This window comes from Streptomyces solincola, from assembly GCF_002982015.1.
GTDB lineage: Bacteria > Actinomycetota > Actinomycetes > Streptomycetales > Streptomycetaceae > Streptomyces > Streptomyces solincola.
In genome coordinates, this window is record NZ_PVLV01000399.1 from 1 (window position 1) to 15,339 (window position 15,339).

Annotated in this window: 13 protein-coding genes; 4 read left to right on the forward strand and 9 right to left on the reverse strand. The window is 72.8% G+C overall.

Annotation, left to right across the window (positions count from 1 at the left end; all coding sequences use genetic code 11):
- Window positions 1-117: 117 nt before the first annotated feature.
- Window positions 118-732 carry a 30S ribosomal protein S4 gene (gene rpsD, locus C6N75_RS22825; protein ID WP_105870769.1) on the reverse strand — a complete coding sequence of 205 codons (615 nt, stop codon included), beginning with the start codon at window positions 730-732 and terminating at the stop codon, window positions 118-120.
- A 200-nt stretch (window positions 733-932) separates the two neighbouring features.
- Between rpsD and C6N75_RS22830 the strand changes: the two genes are divergently transcribed.
- Both C6N75_RS22830 and C6N75_RS22835 read left to right on the forward strand, forming a co-directional pair.
- A complete protein-coding gene (locus tag C6N75_RS22830) occupies window positions 933-1,631 on the forward strand; it encodes a DUF2470 domain-containing protein (RefSeq protein ID WP_105870770.1) in 699 nt (232 codons plus the stop codon).
- 104 nt (window positions 1,632-1,735) lie between these two features.
- Window positions 1,736-3,175 carry an FAD-dependent monooxygenase gene (locus C6N75_RS22835; protein WP_105870771.1) on the forward strand — a complete coding sequence of 480 codons (1,440 nt, stop codon included), beginning with the start codon at window positions 1,736-1,738 and terminating at the stop codon, window positions 3,173-3,175.
- A gap of 31 nt (window positions 3,176-3,206) precedes the next feature.
- Here C6N75_RS22835 and C6N75_RS22840 read toward each other — a convergent pair whose 3' ends face one another.
- From C6N75_RS22840 to C6N75_RS22855, 4 genes are all read right to left on the reverse strand, one after another.
- Window positions 3,207-4,568, reverse strand: coding sequence for a replication-associated recombination protein A (locus C6N75_RS22840; protein WP_105870772.1), 1,362 nt, complete (start codon window positions 4,566-4,568; stop codon window positions 3,207-3,209).
- 51 nt (window positions 4,569-4,619) lie between these two features.
- Entirely contained in the window at window positions 4,620-5,243 is a 624-nt protein-coding gene (locus C6N75_RS22845) for a vitamin K epoxide reductase family protein (RefSeq protein WP_105870773.1), read from the reverse strand.
- A 173-nt stretch (window positions 5,244-5,416) separates the two neighbouring features.
- The gene (gene hisS / locus C6N75_RS22850; protein ID WP_105870774.1) at window positions 5,417-6,676 is read right to left on the reverse strand and encodes a histidine--tRNA ligase; all 1,260 of its coding nucleotides are present in this window, start codon (window positions 6,674-6,676) and stop codon (window positions 5,417-5,419) included.
- 16 nt (window positions 6,677-6,692) lie between these two features.
- Window positions 6,693-7,403 (reverse strand): MBL fold metallo-hydrolase, encoded by a 711-nt coding sequence (locus C6N75_RS22855; RefSeq protein ID WP_105870775.1) that lies wholly within the window; start codon window positions 7,401-7,403, stop codon window positions 6,693-6,695.
- 173 nt (window positions 7,404-7,576) lie between these two features.
- Between C6N75_RS22855 and C6N75_RS22860 the strand changes: the two genes are divergently transcribed.
- Both C6N75_RS22860 and C6N75_RS22865 read left to right on the forward strand, forming a co-directional pair.
- Window positions 7,577-8,365 carry a peptidylprolyl isomerase gene (locus C6N75_RS22860; RefSeq protein WP_105870776.1) on the forward strand — a complete coding sequence of 263 codons (789 nt, stop codon included), beginning with the start codon at window positions 7,577-7,579 and terminating at the stop codon, window positions 8,363-8,365.
- 168 nt (window positions 8,366-8,533) lie between these two features.
- Window positions 8,534-9,763 (forward strand): DUF349 domain-containing protein, encoded by a 1,230-nt coding sequence (locus C6N75_RS22865; protein WP_105870777.1) that lies wholly within the window; start codon window positions 8,534-8,536, stop codon window positions 9,761-9,763.
- A 70-nt stretch (window positions 9,764-9,833) separates the two neighbouring features.
- Here the strand turns inward: C6N75_RS22865 and C6N75_RS22870 are convergent, their stop codons facing one another.
- The 4 genes from C6N75_RS22870 to secD all read right to left on the reverse strand — a co-directional run.
- Window positions 9,834-12,317, reverse strand: a complete 2,484-nt coding sequence (locus tag C6N75_RS22870; RefSeq protein ID WP_105870778.1) for a RelA/SpoT family protein — start codon at window positions 12,315-12,317, stop codon at window positions 9,834-9,836.
- Window positions 12,318-12,521: 204 nt separating this feature from the next.
- Window positions 12,522-13,064 (reverse strand): adenine phosphoribosyltransferase, encoded by a 543-nt coding sequence (locus C6N75_RS22875; protein ID WP_105870779.1) that lies wholly within the window; start codon window positions 13,062-13,064, stop codon window positions 12,522-12,524.
- On the reverse strand, window positions 13,061-14,188 hold the full coding sequence (gene secF / locus C6N75_RS22880) for a protein translocase subunit SecF (protein WP_105870780.1): 1,128 nt from the start codon (window positions 14,186-14,188) through the stop codon (window positions 13,061-13,063). The genes C6N75_RS22875 and secF overlap by 4 nt, the downstream gene beginning before the upstream one ends.
- A gap of 1 nt (window position 14,189) precedes the next feature.
- Window positions 14,190-15,339: protein translocase subunit SecD (gene secD / locus C6N75_RS22885; protein WP_105870781.1), on the reverse strand; the 1,150-nt coding region annotated here is incomplete at its 5' end.

Genomic DNA, 15,339 nt, shown 5'->3' on the forward strand with positions numbered 1-15,339 from the left:
GTACTACGCCCGCTGACCCGAGCGCGGTACACACCCCCAAGCGGTGCCGCAAGCCCGCCGCTCCGGGGAGGAGCGGCGGGCTTGCGGCACCGCTTGGGGGTGTGTACCGCGCTCGGGTCAGCGGGCGTAGTACTCGACGACGAGCTGCTCGTCGCAGATCACCGGGATCTCCTTGCGGTTCGGGTCGCGGTCCAGGCGGAAGGCGAGGGCCTTCAGGTTGACCTGGAGGTAGCGCGGGGTCTCGCCGTCGGGGGCGAAGCCGCCCTCGCGCGCGACCTGGAACAGGCTCTTGGCGCGGCTGCGCTCGCGGACCATCACGACGTCGTCGGGACGGACGCGGAAGGACGGCTTGTCGACCTTGCCGCCGTTGACCTCGATGTGGCCGTGGACGACCATCTGGCGGGCCTGGTAGATGGTGCGGGCGATGCCCGAACGCAGGACCAGGGCGTCGAGGCGGCGCTCCAGCTCGACCACCAGGGCCTCGCCGGTCTTGCCCTCGGCCTTCTTGGCGCGGTCGTAGGCACGCGCCATCTGGCGCTCGCTGATGTCGTACTGGGCGCGGAGGCGCTGCTTCTCCAGCAGACGGACCTTGTAGTCCGAGTTCTGCTTGCGACCGCGGCCGTGCTCGCCCGGCGGGTAGGGGCGGGCCTCGAAGTACTTGACGGCCTTCGGCGTCAGCGCGATGCCGAGCGCACGGGACTTCTTGACCTTGGGACGCGACTGGTTAGGCACGTTCTCCAGACCTCCGATATAGGTTAGGTTAGGCTTACCTTAATCAAGGAGATCGCATGTCGAGCCCTGGGAACACCACGCGCATCACAGACGGCAACACGAAAGGCGATACTCCTGCGCAGGCGCAGCAGGGCATCGACGTGACGGAGGTCCGATCAGCTCATGGTCAGCCGCGTCCCAGCGGGCTTGAGATCACCCGGATGCCGTCAGCAGCCGAGCGCACACGAACTCTCGTACAGAGTACATGCTCCGGAGCACTGGTCCTTCCCGGGATGGACGGCGCCCGCCCGGACCAGCTCGTGCCGGAGGCCAGGACCGTCGGCGCCGACGGGGAGGTGTTCCTCCTCTTCCCCGCCGACGCGCCCCCGGTGCGGGCCGCCACCCACGCGCAGGACGACGAGCTGCCGGCCGTGCTGGAGCTGACCGACGTCGCCCCGGTCTCGGCGCCCGACCGCATCCGCGGCCGCGCCTGGGTCTCCGGCTGGCTGACCTGCGCCCCGGGGATGGCCGAGCCCGGCCGGACGATGCTGCGCCTGGAGGTCGGCGAGGTCTACGTGGACGACCTGTGGGGCGACGGCTCGGTGGACCCGGACGACTTCGCCGCCGCACGGCCTGACCCGCTCGCCGACTACGAGACCGAGCTGCTCCAGCACCTGGCCGCCGCCCACGGCGAACAGGTCCGGGGACTGAGCACGCTGCTCGGGCGCCGGGCCGGCGAGGGCGCCGCCGCGGTACGCCGGGTGGTGCCGCTGGCACTGGACCGCTTCGGCCTGCGGGTGCGCTGCGTGGACGCGGCGGGCCGGCGCTTCGACGCCCGCTTCGACTTCCCCGAGCCGGTCCGCGACGTCCACGGCCTGCGCCGGGCGATGCACACCCTCTTCGAGGCCGCCCAGAGCTGACCGCGCGGAGCCGGGCGCCACCCGGGCCGCCCCCTGGCCGAGTGACACGGCGGCGGCCATGCTGGGGCTGAGGCAGGTGGGACGAGGCGGATGTGGGAGGCAGTGTGGACGGGGCCAGGGAAGACGGCGGCGGAGTCATCGTCGTGGGCGGCGGGCCCACCGGCCTGCTGCTGGCCGGCGACCTCGCCACCGCGGGCGTCGACGTGGTCGTGCTGGAGAAGCGCCCGCCCGGGATCAGCAACCTCTCGCGCGCCTTCGTGCTGCACGCCCGCACCCTGGAGCAGCTCGACGCCCGGGGCCTGGCCGACGAACTGGAGGCGACCGGGCGGCCGCTGGACCGGATGCGGCTCTTCGGCGGCCTGTCCCTCGACCTCTCCGCGCTGCCCTCCCGCTTCCCCCATGTCCTCGTCATCCCCCAGTACGAGGTGGAGCGGGTGCTGCGGCGCTACGCCGTCGAGGCCGGGGCCGAGTTCCGCCACGGGCACCAGGTGACCGGACTCGCCGACGACGGGCACGGCGTCGACGTCGCCGTGCGGACCCCGGGCGGGACGGACGCGCTGCGCGCCCGGTACGCGGTGGGCGCCGACGGGATGCGCAGCACGGTCCGGCAGGCGATGGGCCTGCCCTTCCCCGGGCGGTCGGTCATCCGCTCCATGCTGCTCGCCGACGTCCGGCTGGACGACCCGCCGCCGTCGCTACTCACGGTGAACGCCGCCGGGGGCGCCTTCGCCTTCCTCGCGCCGTTCGGGGACGGCTACCACCGGGTGATCGGCTGGTGCCGCGACCGGGACGTGCCGGAGGACGAGCCGGTCGGTCTGGAGGAGGTGCGCGAGCTGGTCCGCCGGGCGCTCGGCCGGGACTTCGGCATGCGCGACGCCCGCTGGATGTCCCGCTTCCACAGCGACGAGCGGCAGGTCCCCGCGTACCGCGCCGGCCGGGTCCTGCTCGCCGGCGACGCGGCCCATGTGCACTCCCCCGCGGGCGGCCAGGGCCTCAACACCGGCCTTCAGGACGCGGCCAACCTCGGCTGGAAGCTCGCCCAGGTCCTGCACGGCCACGCCGGTCCCGAGCTGCTCGACACCTACCACCGCGAACGCCATCCGGTGGGGCGGGCGGTGCTGCGCAGCAGCGGGGCGATGGTGCGGGCCGCCATGGCCCACCGGCCCTGGAGCAGGGCGCTGCGAGCAGGCGGCGCTCTCCTGGTCGGGCGGGTGGGCCCGGTGCGCCGCCGGGCCGCCGGGCAGGTCACCGGCATCGGCTACCGCTACCCGGCCCCGCGCGGCGCCCATCCGCTCACCGGGCGGCGGATCCCCGACGTGGCGCTGGCCGGCGGCGGCCGGCTGCACGAGGCGCTGCGCGGCGGGCGCTTCGTCCTGATCACGCCGGCGCCGTACGAGGCGGGGGACGACCGGCTGGCGGTGGCGCGGTGGGCGGGCGAGCGGCGCACGGCGCTGCTGGTCCGGCCGGACGGCTACGCGGCCTGGGCGGCCGAGTCGCCGGAGCCGGCCGGCATCCGGGCGGCCGTCCGCGCGCACCTGGGCTGACACCAGGGCGGCCGCTCACGGTCGGACCGGCCTAGCCGCCGGACTCCTCGCCGCGCAGGCGGGCGCGGACCTTCTCCACCACGTCGGCGTACCGCGCCTCGGCTCCGTACCGGGTGGGTTCGTAGTAGCGCTTGCCGTGCACCGCGTCCGGGGCGTACTGCTGGGCGGCGATGCCGCCGGGGACGTCGTGCGGGTAGACGTACCCCTGGGCGTGGCCGAGCTTGGCGGCGCCCTTGTAGTGGCCGTCGCGCAGGTGCGCGGGGACGGGGCCGGCCGCTCCGGCGCGCAGGTCGGCGCGGGCGGCGGCTATCGCGGTGGTGGCGGCGTTGGACTTGGGGGCCAGGGCCAGGGCGATGGTGGCATGGCTGAGGGTGAGCGCGGCCTCCGGGAAGCCGATCATGGCCACGGCCTGGGCGGCGGCGACCGCCAGCGGCAGCGCGGTGGGGTCGGCGAGCCCGATGTCCTCGCTGGCGGAGATCATCAGCCGGCGGGCGATGAACCGCGGGTCCTCCCCGGCCTCGATCATGCGGGCCAGGTAGTGCAGGGCGGCGTCCACGTCCGAGCCGCGGATGGACTTGATCAGTGCGCTGGCCACGTCGTAGTGCTGGTCGCCGTCCCGGTCGTAGGCGACGGCGGCGCGGTCCACCGTCTCCTCGACGGTGGCGAGGGTGATCTCGTCCTCGGACTTGGCGATGGCCGCTCCGGCGGCGGCCTCCAGGGCGGTCAGGGCGCGGCGGGCGTCGCCGCCGGCGATCCGCAGCAGGTGGGCCTCGGCGTCCTCCGGGAGGGTGACCGCGCCGCCGAGGCCGCGCTCCTCGGTGAGGGCGCGGCGCAGCAGGCCGCGGACGTCCTCGTCGGTGAGGGACTCCAGGGTGAGCAGCAGCGAGCGGGAGAGCAGGGGGGAGATGACCGAGAAGTACGGGTTCTCGGTGGTGGCGGCGATGAGGGTGACCCAGCGGTTCTCCACGGCGGGCAGCAGGGAGTCCTGCTGTGCCTTGCTGAAGCGGTGGATCTCGTCCAGGAAGAGCACGGTCTCGGTGCCGAAGCCGCCGGAGGCGCGGCGGGCGCCGTCGATGACCGCGCGGACCTCCTTGACGCCTGCGGTGATCGCGGAGAGCTCCACGAAGCGCTTGTTGGTGGCCTTGGAGACGACGTAGGCGAGGGTGGTCTTGCCGGTGCCGGGCGGGCCCCAGAGGATCACCGAGGACGCCCCCGCCGGGCCGCCCGCGCCGTCCCCGACGAGCCGGCGCAGCGGTGAGCCGGGCTTGAGCAGGTGCTGCTGGCCGACGACCTCGTCGAGGGTGCGCGGGCGCATCCGGACGGCCAGGGGGCTGCCGGTCGGGTCCTTCTCCTGGCGGTCTTCGGCGGCGGCGGTGAAAAGGTCGGGCTCCACGCGATGAAGCCTATGCCAGCCCGCTGACACCCCGGCCCGGCCGGGGCGGGGTCAGCTCACCCAGAAGTCCCACCAGCGGGTCAGGACGAGCATCCCGATCACGCCGATGTGCAGGGCGGGCAGCACCCAGGTGAACTCGTCGAAGAAGGAGCGCAGGCCGGCCGGGGCGGGCAGCAGGCCGCGGCGGACGTTGTGCGAGGTGACGTACCAGAACATCACGATGGTGGCGACCCAGGCCAGGCAGCACCACAGGCACAGGGCGTTGATCTCGTACAGCGACTGGTAGGTGAGCCAGGCGCAGAAGCCGACGCCGAAGAGGGCGCCGGCGTTGAGGCCGAGCCAGAACCAGCGGCGGAAGCCCGCGCCGGCCAGCAGCGCGAAGCCGATGGCGACGACGATCGCGTACGTCACCAGGCCCAGCATCGGGTTGGGGAAGCCGAACACCTCGGCCTGCGCGCTCTTCATCACGCTGCCGCAGGAGACCACCGGGTTCAGGCTGCACCCGGGGGTGAAGCCCGGGTCTTCCAGGAGCTTGAGCTTGTCGAGGGTGATCACCCAGGCCGCCAGCAGCCCCGCCGCCCCGGTCACCACCAGCATCCAGGCGAACGCCCGCCCCGCGCCGACCGTTGCGGGCGCGGGCGCGGCCGACCGGTCGGCGGCGGTGGCTTCTGTCATCTCGCGGTGTCCTCACTCGGGGCGGCGCCGGGGACGGGACCGGCACCGGTCATTGTGCCGCAGGCCGCCCGCCGTCCGCCGTTCGGTGGACATAAGGAGCGGCGTGCGCGAAGGCGGTGCGCGGCAGGGGCCCGGGGCGCGTCGTACGCACCCCGGGCCCCTGTCCGTACGCCTCAGCGGGCGGTGCGCAGCCGGTCCACGACCTCCGCGAGTGCCACGGCCTGCTGCTCGCCGGACTCCATGTCCTTGAGCTGGACGACGCCGTCGGCGAGGTCCCGCTCGCCGGCGACCAGGGCGTACCGGGCGCCGCTGCGGTGGGCGCTCTTCATGGCGCCCTTCAGGCCGCGCGCGCCGTAGGCGAAGTCGGCGGCCACGCCGGCCCGGCGCAACTCGGTGACCAGCCCGAACAGCGTGCGGCGGGCCTCCTCGCCGAGCGGCACGGCGTAGACGCTGGTGGCGGCGGGCAGGTCGAGCGCGACGCCCTCGGCCTCCAGGGCGAGCACCGTGCGGTCCACGCCGAGCGCCCAGCCGACGGACGGCAGCGCGGGGCCGCCGATCATCTCGGACAGGCCGTCGTAGCGGCCGCCGCCGCCGACCGCGGACTGCGAGCCCAGGCCGTCGTGGACGAACTCGAAGGTGGTGCGGGTGTAGTAGTCCAGCCCGCGCACCAGCCTCTCGTCGTCCTCGTAGACCACGCCGGCCGCGGTCAGCAGGGCGCGGACCTCCTCGTGGTACGCCTTGCAGGCGTCGCACAGGTAGTCGCGCAGCACCGGCGCGCCGGTGAGCTGCTTCTGCACCTCGGGGCGCTTGTCGTCCAGGACCCGCAGCGGGTTGATCTCGATGCGGCGGCGGGTCTCCTCGTCGAGGTCGAGGCCGCGCAGGAAGCCCTGGAGTGCGTCGCGGTAGACCGGGCGGCACTCGGCGTCGCCGAGGGAGTTCAGCAGGATGCGGAACTTCCGCAGGCCCAGCGAGCGGTACGCCTGGTCGGCGAGGATGATCAGCTCGGCGTCCAGCGCCGGGTCCTCCATGCCGATGGCCTCGGCGCCGACCTGCGAGAAGTGGCGGTAGCGGCCCTTCTGCGGGCGCTCGTAGCGGTAGTACGAGCCGGAGTACCAGAGCTTCACCGGCAGGTTGCCGGACTTGTGGAGGTTGCCCTCCAGGGCGGCGCGCAGCACGGATGCGGTGCCCTCGGGGCGCAGGGCGAGCTTGTCGCCGCCCTTGGTCTCGAAGGCGTACATCTCCTTGGTGACGATGTCGGTCGACTCGCCGACGCCGCGGGCGAACAGCTCGACGTTCTCGAAGCCGGGGGTCTCGACGTAGCCGTAGCCGGCCGCGCGCGCCGGGGCGGCGATGGCCTCGCGGACGGCGAGGTAGACGGCGGAGTCGGGAGGGAGCAGGTCGTAGGTGCCCTTGGGGGCCTTGAAGGTGCTCACGGTGTGCGTCTTTCCGTCACATTCCTCGTCGGGGGGTGCCCAGCGGGCCTCCCTGGCCGGTCGCCACCTCGCGCAGGTAGGGGTTGGCGGCGCGCTCACGGCCGATGGTGGTCTGGGGACCGTGTCCGGACAGCACCACGGTCGAGTCGTCGAGTGGCAGGCACACGCGGGCCAGCGACGCGAGCATCTCGTCCATGTCACCGCCGGGCAGGTCGGTGCGTCCGATGGAGCCGGCGAACAGGAGGTCGCCCGAGAACAGCAGCGGCGGGATGTCCGCCGCCTCGGGCATGCCGAAGGTCACCGACCCCTTGGTATGGCCGGGGGCGTGCGCGACGGTCAGCTTCATGCCGGCGAGCTCCAGGGCTGCGCCGTCGGTCAGCTCGTGGACGTCGTCCGGCTCGCCGACGGTCAGCTCGCCTATCAGCGGCATGCCGATGGAGCGGCCGAGGGCCTTCTCCGGGTCGCTCATCATGTACCGGTCGGCCGGGTGGATCCACGCGGGCACGTCGTGGGCGCCGCAGACGGGGACGACCGAGGCCACGTGGTCGATGTGGCCGTGGGTGAGGACGACGGCCACGGGCTTGAGCCGGTGCTTGGCGAGTGCCTCCTCGACGCCCTGGGCGGCCTGGTGGCCCGGGTCGATGATCACGCACTCCTCGCCGGCGGCGGGGGCGACCAGGTAGCAGTTGGTCCCCCAGGCCCCGGCGGGGAAGCCGGCAATGAGCACGATGCGTCCTCGGTGGGTCGTCGGTGGCGGTTCCCGGCCGGGCCGGGGGCGGCTCCGGTCCGGGGACGCCGCGGAAGGAAAGCCTACCGGCGCTGCTCGACGCACAGCCAACCCGTATACCGTACGGGCACACCCGGGCAGGACGGGAACAGGTGACCGAGAAGGAGTGACCGGTGGTCAGCAGCGATCAGCGGCGGCGGCAGCTCGCCCGGCAGAAGTTCGAGCGGCAGCGGCAGCGCCGGGAGGAGGCCCGCCGCAAGGCCAGGCGCCGCAACGCGGTGATCGCCGCCGCGCTGGCCGTGGTGGTGGCCGCGGGCGCGACCGCCTACGCGGTGAGCGCGATCGGCGGCGACGACGGGCCCGACCCGGCCGCGCAGCCGCCGGCCGCCTCGGAGAGCCCCGCGCCCAGCGAGTCGTCGTCGCCGGAGCCAAAGCTCGCCGTGGACACCAAGGCCGACTACACCATGAAGCTGGCGACCGACCGGGGCGACATCGCGATCGCCATGCAGGCCGCGAAGACCCCGCGCACGGTCAACTCCTTCCAGCACCTCGCCGGGAAGAAGTTCTTCGACGGCACGCCCTGCCACCGGCTCACCACCGAGGGCATCTTCGTGCTCCAGTGCGGCGACCCGACCGGCGACGGCAGCGGCGGCCCCGGCTACAACATCCCGGACGAGAACCTGGCCTCGCTGGGCAAGCCGGGCAAGGACGGCAAGGCGCTGTTCAAGGCCGGCACGGTGGCGATGGCCAACACCGGGCAGCCCGACTCCGGCGGCAGCCAGTTCTTCCTGGTCTACAAGGACACGAAGCTGCCGCCGCAGTACACGCCGTTCGGGACCATGGACGCGGCGGGCCTGAAGGCCGTGCGGAAGATCGCCGAGGCGGGCACGGCGGACGGGCAGTCCGACGGTGCGCCGAAGACGCCGGTCACCGTGGAGAAGGCGACCGTGAGCAAGGGGTGAGCCGCGGCGGCCGGCCGCCGGTCCAGCGGCGAATTCGCTCCTCCTCGGTGCGGACAGCCGGGCGGCCGGTCGCCTAGATTGGCGTTGTGCAGGGCGGGCCGTGCCCGCCCGAGGAAACTGTGGACGATGCCGGCGGTGTTTCCCCCGGCATCAGGTGGAGGAGGCGCTGTGAGCAGCGACCCGTGGGGCCGCGTCGACGAGACGGGCACCGTGTACGTGCGGACAGCCGACGGTGAGCAGGTCGTCGGATCGTGGCAGGCCGGTTCTCCCGAGGAGGCCCTGGCCTACTTCGAGCGCAAGTACGAGGGGCTGGTCGTGGAGATCGGCCTCCTGGAGAAGCGGGTGAAGACCACCGACCTGTCCGCCAAGGACGCGGCGGCGGCGATCGACCACATCCGGCAGCAGGTGGACGAGCACCATGTGGTCGGCGACCTGGAGGCGCTGCGCAAGCGGCTGGACGCGCTGGTGGTCACGGTCGACAAGCGCCGCGAGGAGCGCAAGGTCGCCAAGGCCAGGCAGACCGACGAGGCCCGCCAGGCCAAGGAGAAGCTGGTCGCCGAGGCCGAGGAGCTGGCGGCCAGCGAGCAGTGGCGGTCGGCCGGCGAGCGGCTGCGGGCCCTGGTGGACACCTGGAAGGGCCTGCCCCGGCTGGACCGGAAGTCCGACGACGAGCTGTGGCACCGCTTCTCGCACGCCCGCTCGGCCTTCTCCAAGCGGCGCAAGGCGCACTTCGCCTCGCTGGACGCCCAGCGCGAGGAGGCCCGCAAGGCCAAGGAGAAGCTGGTCGCCGAGGCCGAGTCGCTGTCCGGCTCCACCGACTGGGGCGCCACGGCGGCTCGCTACCGGGAGCTGATGACCGACTGGAAGGCCGCGGGCCGCGCCCAGCGCGAGCACGAGGACGACCTGTGGAACCGTTTCCGCGGCGCGCAGGACGTGTTCTTCGCGGCCCGCAGCGGGGTCTTCGCCGAGCGGGACGCCGAGCAGGGGGAGAACCTCAAGCTCAAGGAGGAGCTGGCGGCCGAGGCCGAGAAGCTGGTGCCGGTGACGGACCTGAAGGCGGCCCGGGCCGCGTTCCGGGCGGTCAACGAGCGCTGGGAGGCCATCGGCCACGTGCCGCGCGACGCCCGGCCGAAGGTCGAGGGCCGGATGCACGCGGTGGAGCGGGCGATCCAGGAGGCCGAGGAGGCCGAGTGGCGCCGCACCAACCCGGAGGCGCGGGCCCGCGCGGCGGGTCTGACCGGTCAGCTCCAGGACGCGGTGGACAAGCTTCAGAAGCAGATCGACGCGGCCCGCGCGGCGGGCAACGACGCCAAGGCCGACAAGCTGGCCCGTGAGCTGGAGGGCCGGCAGGCGCTGCTGGACCAGGCGCTCAAGGGGCTCCAGGAGTTCGGCGGCTGACGGTCCGCGCACACGCGAAGGGGCCTCCCGTGCGTCTCGCACGGGAGGCCCCTTCGCGTGTGCGCGAGCGCTACGGCCTGCGGGCCGAGGTGACGCGGTAGACGTCGTAGACGCCCTCCACCCCGCGGACCGCCTTCAGCACGTGGCCCAGGTGCTTGGGGTCGCCCATCTCGAAGGTGAAGCGGGAGGTGGCGACCCGGTCGCGGGAGGTCTGCACGGCCGCGGACAGGATGTTGACGTGCTGGTCGGACAGCACCCGGGTGACGTCGGACAGCAACCGGGAGCGGTCCAGCGCCTCGACCTGGATGGCGACCAGGAAGACCGAGGACTGGGTGGGCGCCCACTCCACGTCCAGCATCCGCTCGGGCTGCTGGGACAGCGAGTCGACGTTGACGCAGTCGGCCCGGTGGACCGAGACGCCGCTGCCGCGGGTGACGAAGCCGATGATCGGGTCGCCCGGCACCGGCGTACAGCAGCGGGCGAGCTTGACCCAGACGTCGTCGACGCCCTTGACGACCACACCCGGGTCGCCCTTGGCGCGCCGCTTGGAGCGGCCGCGGGAGGGCGGCGCGGACTCGGCGATGTCCTCGCTGGCGGCCTCCTCGCCGCCGAGCGCCTGCACCAGCTTCTGCACGACGCTCTGGGCGGTGACATGGCCCTCGCCGATCGCCGCGTACAGCGAGGAGATGTCCGGGTAGCGCATCTCGTGGGCGAGGGTGACCAGCGAGTCGCCGGTGAGGATGCGCTGGATCGGCAGGTTCTGCTTGCGCATGGCCCGCGCGATGGCGTCCTTGCCGTGCTCGATGGCCTCGTCCCGGCGCTCCTTGGAGAACCAGGCGCGGATCTTGTTGCGGGCCCGCGGCGACTTGACGAAGCCGAGCCAGTCCCGGGAGGGGCCTGCGCCGACGGCCTTGGAGGTGAAGACCTCCACCAGGTCACCGTTGTCCAGGGTGGACTCCAGCGGCACCAGGCGGCCGTTGACCCGGGCTCCTATGGTCCGGTGGCCGACCTCGGTGTGCACCGCGTAGGCGAAGTCGACCGGGGTGGCGCCGGCGGGCAGCGCTATCACGTCGCCCTTGGGGGTGAAGACGAAGACCTCGTTGCGGGAGAGGTCGAAGCGCAGCGACTCCAGGAACTCGCCCGGGTCCTCGGTCTCCTTCTGCCAGTCCAGCAACTGGCGCAGCCACGCCATGTCGTTGACGTGGTCGTCCTTGCCGCCGGCCCGGCGGGGCACGTCGGTGCGGACCTTGGAGGCCCCGGCGACGGCCTCCTGCTTGTACTTCCAGTGCGCGGCGATGCCGTACTCGGCGCGGCGGTGCATGTCGAAGGTGCGGATCTGAAGCTCGACGGGCTTGCCGTTGGGGCCGATGACGGTCGTGTGCAGCGACTGGTACATGTTGAACTTGGGCATCGCGATGTAGTCCTTGAACCGGCCGGGGACCGGGTTCCATCGCGCGTGGACGGTGCCGAGGGCGGCGTAGCAGTCGCGGACCGTGTCGACCAGCACCCGGATGCCGACCAGGTCGTAGATCTCCGCGAAGTCCCGGCCGCGGACGATCATCTTCTGGTAGACGCTGTAGTAGTGCTTGGGGCGGCCGGTGACGGTGGCCTTGATGCGGGCGGAGCGCAGGTCGGCCTGGACCTCGTCGGTCACTATGGCGAGGTACTCGTCGCGCTTGGGGGCGCGCTCGGCGACGAGCCGGACGATCTCGTCGTACATCTTGGGGTAGAGGATCGCGAAGGCGAGGTCCTCCAGCTCCCACTTGATGGTGTTCATGCCCAGCCGGTGCGCCAGCGGGGCGTAGATCTCCAGCGTCTCGCGGGCCTTCTTCTCCTGCTTCTCCCGCTTGAGGTAGCGCATGGTGCGCATGTTGTGCAGCCGGTCGGCGAGCTTGATGACCAGGACCCGGGGGTCCTTGGCCATGGCGACGACCATCTTGCGGACCGTCTCGGCCTGTGCGGCCTCGCCGAACTTGACCTTGTCGAGCTTGGTGACGCCGTCGACGAGGAGGGCCACCTGGTCGCCGAAGTCCTTGCGCAGGGTCTCCAGGCCGTAGTCGGTGTCCTCGACGGTGTCGTGCAGCAGCCCGGCCATCAGCGTCGCCGGGTCCATGCCCAGCTCGGCGAGGATGGTGGTGACGGCGAGCGGGTGGGTGATGTACGGGTCGCCGCTCTTGCGCTTCTGGCCGCGGTGCCAGCGCTCGGCGACCTGGTACGCCGACTCGATCTGGCGCAGGACGGCGGTCTCGGTCTTGGGGTCGTTGCCGCGGACGATGCGCAGCAGCGGTTCGAGGACCGGGTTGTACGGGGAGGAGCGCTGCACGCCGAGGCGGGCCAGTCGGGCGCGCACCCGGTTGGAGGAGCCGCCGCCGCTGCGGGCGGCGGCCGGCGGGTTGGGCTTGGGCGTCGAGACGGGGGCGGGCCCGGCCGAGTGGCGCACCGACTCCGAGAGGCGGTCGGCCGCCTTGTTCGGGGACGCGGCGGGGGGCGCCGCGGCCTTCTCGGCGTGCTGGTCGGGCTTCGCGGCGGAGAGTGGCTGGGCCTCGTCTGGCAAGAGCGCTCCTCGTGCGGGGTCCGGGTCCCCCGGTCAGGCCCGGAATCCCATGGTACTGACCTCGGACGGACGGTTCGCCCCGAGCCCGCCGGGGCCCCGGCGGGAGGGGGCCGCGGCGCCGTTCGGTCCGGGGCCGGGCCGGACGACGCGACGGCGGGCGCCCGGTGTCCCGGACGCCCGCCGTACACGTGCCTCGTGCGGTGCTCAGAGGGTGATCAGTGCCTCCAGCGGGGCGCCGCGCAGGGCGGGCTCCAGGCGGGCCCGGCCGCCGAGGAAGCCCAGCTCCATCAGCACGGCGACCCCGGCGACCTCCGCTCCGGCGCGCCCGATCAGCTCCAGCGACGCCTCGGCGGTGCCGCCGGTGGCCAGCACGTCGTCGATGACCATGACCCGGTCGCCGGCGGCCAGGTCCTCGGCGTGCACCTCGATCTCCGCGGTGCCGTACTCCAGCTCGTAGCCCTGCTTGAGGGTGGCCCCGGGCAGCTTGCCGGCCTTGCGGACCGGGATGAAGCCCAGCTTGGCGGAGACGGCGACCGGGGCGGCGAGGATGAACCCCCGCGCCTCCAGGCCGACGATCCTGGTCGCGCCGTACCGCACGGCCAGCTCGGCCAGCTCGGCGGTGAGCGCGGCGAACGCCTCCGGGTCGGCCAGCAGCGGCGTGATGTCCTTGAAGACCACGCCTTCCACCGGGTGGTCCGGGACGTCGCGGATGCGGCTGAGCAGCAGCTCGCGGGTGCCGGGGCTCATCGGCGCCTGCCCCGCCCGCGGGCCGGCTGGCGGCGCGGGCCGACGACCGCGCCGGCGGCCGTGGTGTCGTCCGCCTCGTCCGCCTCGTCCGGCTCGTCGGCGGAGGCGGCCGTCTCGTCGGCGAGGCGGGCGTCCTCCGGGCCCTGCTCGCCGCTCTCGCCCTTGGCGCGCTTGGCCAGGACCCGCTTGCGCAGCGCCTTCATCTGCGGCTCGCGCTCCTTGAGGTCGGCGACCAGCGGGGTGGCGATGAAGATGGAGGAGTACGCGCCGGCCGCCAGGCCCACGAACAGCGACAGCGAGATGTCGTTGAGCATGCCCGCGCCGAGGACGCCGCCGCCGATGAACAGCAGGCCCGCCACCGGCAGCAGCGCCACCACCGTGGTGTTGATGGAGCGGACCAGGGTGCCGTTGATGGAGCGGTTGGCGACCTCGCTGTAGGTGTACCGGGTCTGCTTGGTGATGTCCTTCGAGCTCTCCTTCAGGCTGTCGAAGACGACGACCGTGTCGTAGAGGGAGTAGCCGAGGATGGTGAGCAGGCCGATCACGGTGCCGGGGGTGACCTCGAAGCCCACCAGGGCGTAGATCCCGACGGTGATGGTGATGTCGTGGATGAGGGCGATCAGCGCGGCGACCGCCATCCGCCACTCGAAGGCGATGGCGAGGTAGACGACCACCAGCACCATGAAGATGCCGAGGCCCATCCACGCCTTGTTGGCGATCTGCTCGCCCCAGCTCGGGCCGACGATGTCGGCGTTGAGGTCGCCGGCGGGGACCTTCAGCTCCTGCGCCAGCTCACCGGTGATGCGGTCGGCCTCGCCGGTGCCCACGTCGGAGATCTGGATGCGCAGACCGCCGGAGCCCAGCTCCTGGACGATCGGCAGGTGTCCGGAGACCTCCTCGGCGGCCTCACGGGCCTGCTCGGCGGAGACGGAGGTCTTCGGGGTGGTGACGACCAGGCCGCCCTTGAACTCGATGCCCAGGTTGAGGCCCTGGACCACCAGGCCGAGGATGGCCGTGATGGTGATCAGGATGGAGACGCCGTACCAGAGCTTGCGCTTGCCGACGAAGTCGTAGCCGACCTCGCCGCGGTACAGGCGGGCTCCCATGCTGCCGAGCCGTGACATCTCACGCCTCCTTCGGTTCGGTGGGGGCGGAGGTGCGGCGGGCCCGGCGCAGCGGGGGCTTGGCGCCCAGGCGCTTGGGGTCGAGGCCGGACCACGGGTGCCCGCCGCCGAAGAACTTCGTGCGGGCCAGCAGGCTCATCAGCGGCTTGGTGAAGAGGAACACCACGACGACGTCGAGCAGGGTGGTCAGGCCGAGGGTGAAGGCGAAGCCCTGCACCTTGCCGACGGTGACGATGAAGAGCACCGCGGCGGCCAGGAACGACACGAAGTCGGAGACCAGGATGGTGCGGCGGGCGCGCGGCCAGCCGCGCTCCACGGCGGGGCGCAGGCTGCGTCCCTCGCGGATCTCGTCCCGGACGCGTTCGAAGTAGACGATGAACGAGTCGGCGGTGATGCCGATCGCCACGATCGCGCCGCAGACGGCCGGCAGGTTGAGGGCGAAGCCGATGGCCGGGCCGAGCAGCGACATCAGGGTGTAGGTCAGGATCGCGGAGACGCCGAGGCTGGCGATCGCGATCAGCGACAGGCCGCGGTAGTAGACCACCAGGTAGATGATGACCAGGGCGAGGCCGATGGCGCCGGCGATCAGGCCGGCGTGCAACTGCTCGCCGCCGAGGGCCGCGGTGACCGTGGTGGTGCTCTCCTGCTCGAAGGAGAGCGGCAGGGCGCCGTAGGACAGCACGTTGGCCAGCTCGGTGGCGGACTCCTGGTTGAAGCTGCCGGAGATCTCGGCGCTGCCGCCGGCGATGGCGCTGCTGACCGAGGGCGCGGACATGACCTGGCCGTCCAGGGTGATCGCGAACTGGTTCTGCGGCTGCTGCTGGGTGGCGAGCTTGCCGGTGGTGGCGGCGAACTTCTTCGCGCCGCCGTCGGTGAAGCCGAGCTGGACGATCCACATGCCGCGCTGCGGGTCGAGGACGCCCTTGGCCTCGTCGACGTCGGTGCCGGCGACCTCGGCCGGGCCGAGGATGTACTTGGCGTCGCCCTCGGTGCCGCAGGCCAGGGTGGGCTTGGCCGGGTCGGCGGTGGAGGCCGGGTTGGCGACCTGCTTGGTCTTGGGGTCGGGGGCGCAGTTCAGCGTGGCGAACTTCTGGCCCAGCTCCTGCACGGCGGCGTCACCGGTGCCGGTGGGCTGCGGGGCGGGGGTGGGG

Bases quoted from the DNA above. Each gene is read 5' to 3' on its own strand.
- secF (WP_105870780.1), bottom strand. From the start codon at position 14,188: ATGTCACGGCTCGGCAGCATGGGAGCCCGCCTGTACCGCGGCGAGGTC.
- C6N75_RS22875 (WP_105870779.1), bottom strand. From the start codon at position 13,064: ATGAGCCCCGGCACCCGCGAGCTGCTGCTCAGCCGCATCCGCGACGTC.
- C6N75_RS22830 (WP_105870770.1), top strand. From the start codon at position 933: ATGCCGTCAGCAGCCGAGCGCACACGAACTCTCGTACAGAGTACATGC.
- C6N75_RS22845 (WP_105870773.1), bottom strand. From the start codon at position 5,243: ATGACAGAAGCCACCGCCGCCGACCGGTCGGCCGCGCCCGCGCCCGCA.